Here is a 792-nt window from a genome sequence, read left to right as displayed (position 1 = left end):
TCACACCCGTAATTAGTAGTCCGCAACCTCATTATCCTGCTAATACGTTATACAAAACGATTACTAAAGATGAAAACTGGACTTCAGGTGTTAATAATACAACCGAAGAGTTTAAAAATAAAACGGGTCAAGTAGTTTTAAAAAGAACCTATAACGGTGGTGTGGCTCATGATACGTATTATGTGTATGATATTCGTGGAAATTTAAGCTTTGTAATACCTCCTTTAGCGGAAGGAGCTAGTGACCAAAGCACTTTAGATAATTTGGGGTACCAATACAAATACGATTCTCGCAACCGTTTGGTAGAAAAGAAACTACCTGGTAAAGAACAATGGGAATATATTGTGTATGACAAATTAGACAGACCTGTAGCAACAGGTCCTGCGTATAAAATTTATGGAGCAGCTAGTGAAAACGATAAAGGTTGGCTAATTACAGAATATGATGTATTGGGTAGAGTAACACAAACGGGTTGGAAACAATTATCGGTTTCAGCTACCGATAGAGCAAGTTTTCAAAACAATGTAACTTCTGGAAGCAATCCTTTTGCATTAAGTGCCAATGATATTTTGACTAAAAGTTATTATGATACGTATACCTTTCCAGATGCACCTCAAATACCTTCTCAAATTGAAGGACAAGACTTGGCAACCAATGTAAAAGGGTTACCAACAGGCTCTTGGACAAAAGTATTGGATGTGAATAACCCCAATGCTGCTGAAACCAATTATACTTTATACGATGAATATTACAGACCTATACGTACGTATACAAGCAATCATTTAGGGGGTT

General features: G+C 36.6%; 1 pseudogene. It reads left to right on the top strand.

The window, feature by feature from the left end:
* Positions 1–792: pseudogene (locus NHF47_RS17195) on the top strand (hypothetical protein); the annotation flags it as partial.

The organism is Flavobacterium sp. NRK F7 (assembly GCF_024054195.1).
GTDB lineage: Bacteria > Bacteroidota > Bacteroidia > Flavobacteriales > Flavobacteriaceae > Flavobacterium.
The sequence above is the reverse complement of the archived record's forward strand: the minus strand, read 5'-3'. Positions and strand labels throughout refer to the sequence as shown.